The organism is Methylorubrum thiocyanatum, from assembly GCA_014138645.1.
Taxonomy (GTDB): Bacteria; Pseudomonadota; Alphaproteobacteria; order Rhizobiales; family Beijerinckiaceae; genus Methylobacterium; species Methylobacterium thiocyanatum.
Map to the genome: position 1 here is coordinate 1 of JACJIB010000028.1, position 1,339 is coordinate 1,339.

Below are 1,339 nucleotides of genomic sequence, written 5' to 3' on the forward strand. Positions count from 1 at the left end.
TGAAGTAGCCCCCTAAATGACCGGACAGGGGCTCACGCTTGTGGAAGTGTGTGCCTATGACCGACCGTATGGTGAGTTCTAACGACCCGCCCCGCGCCGAGCGCGTCGAGGTGATCACCTCCGTCCAGCGCCGGCGGCACTGGACTACGCAGGAGAAGGTGCGCCTCGTCGAGGAGACCTATCTGCCCGGCCAGTCCGTCTCGCTCGTCGCCCGCCGCCACGGGCTGAACGCCAACCAGCTGTTCACGTGGCGTCGGCTGATGGAGCGCGGCGCGTTCACGGCCGCCGGGGCCGGTGAAGAGGTGGTGCCAGCCTCTGAGCTTCGCGCCGCCCAGCAGCAGATCCGCGAGCTGCAGCGGCTCCTGGGTAAGAAGACGCTGGAGACCGAGATCCTGCGCGAGGCGATGGAGCGGGTCGCCGCCCCCAAAAAGTTGCCCTCGCGCGTGACCTCGTGGCCGGGGGACGGCCGGTGAGCGCGGTGGCTTCGGCTTTGGGTGTGTCGCGCCCGCACCTCGCCTCATCCAGGCAGGCCTCTGCCGCCCAGAAGCCTAAGGGCCGACGCGGCCGCCCGCCCGCACCCGACGCTGAGCTACTGGCCTCAATCCAGGCGCTCATCGCGGATCTGCCGACTTATGGCTATCGGCGCGTCCATGCCCTTCTGCGCCGGCAGGCCAAGCGGGACGGTCGGCCTGCGCCGAACGCCAAGCGGGTCTACCGGGTCATGAAGGTGCACGGCCTCCTGCTGCAGCGACATGCGGGAGGCGCCGAGACGCGCCGTCACGAGGGCAAGGTGGCGGTGGCCGTGCGCAATACGCGTTGGTGCTCGGACGGTCTGGAGATCGCGGCAGAGAACGGTGAGCGTGTGCGGGTCGCCTTTGCGCTCGACTGCTGCGATCGGGAGGCGATGAGCTACGTGGCGACCACGGCGGGCATCACGAGCGAGGACGTCCGCGACCTGATGGTGGCAGCCGTCGAGCATCGCTTCGGGCAGGTCAACCAATTGCCGAGCCTGATCGAGTGGCTCACTGACAACGGCAGTTGCTACGTGGCCCGTGACACGCGCCGCTTCGCCCGCGACCTTGGATTGGTGCCAAAAACGACGCCGCTGGAGAGCCCGCAGAGCAATGGCATGGCCGAGGCGTTCGTGCGAACCTTGAAACGCGACTATGTGCGTGTCTCGGTCCTGCCGGATGCCGAGAGCGTGCTGCGCCAGCTTCCCGTTTGGCTGGCGCACTACAATGATCTTCACCCTCATCGCGCGCTGGGCTACCGCTCGCCGCGCGAGTTCATTGCCCGATTAACCCAGGAGACCTTGTCCGGTCTTTAGGGGGCAACAACA

The 1,339-nt window shown here is 67.4% G+C and carries 1 protein-coding gene; it reads left to right on the forward strand.

Annotated elements, in window-relative coordinates; all coding sequences use genetic code 11:
* The first annotated feature begins 68 nt into the window (after positions 1 to 68).
* Positions 69 to 1,327, forward strand: a protein-coding gene (locus HNR51_RS26520) for an IS3 family transposase (RefSeq protein WP_182556958.1) whose coding sequence is annotated in 2 segments (ribosomal slippage) — positions 69 to 416 and positions 419 to 1,327 — 1,257 coding nt in all. Because the reading frame shifts where the segments join, the coding sequence is not laid out codon by codon here.
* Positions 1,328 to 1,339 lie beyond the last annotated feature (12 nt).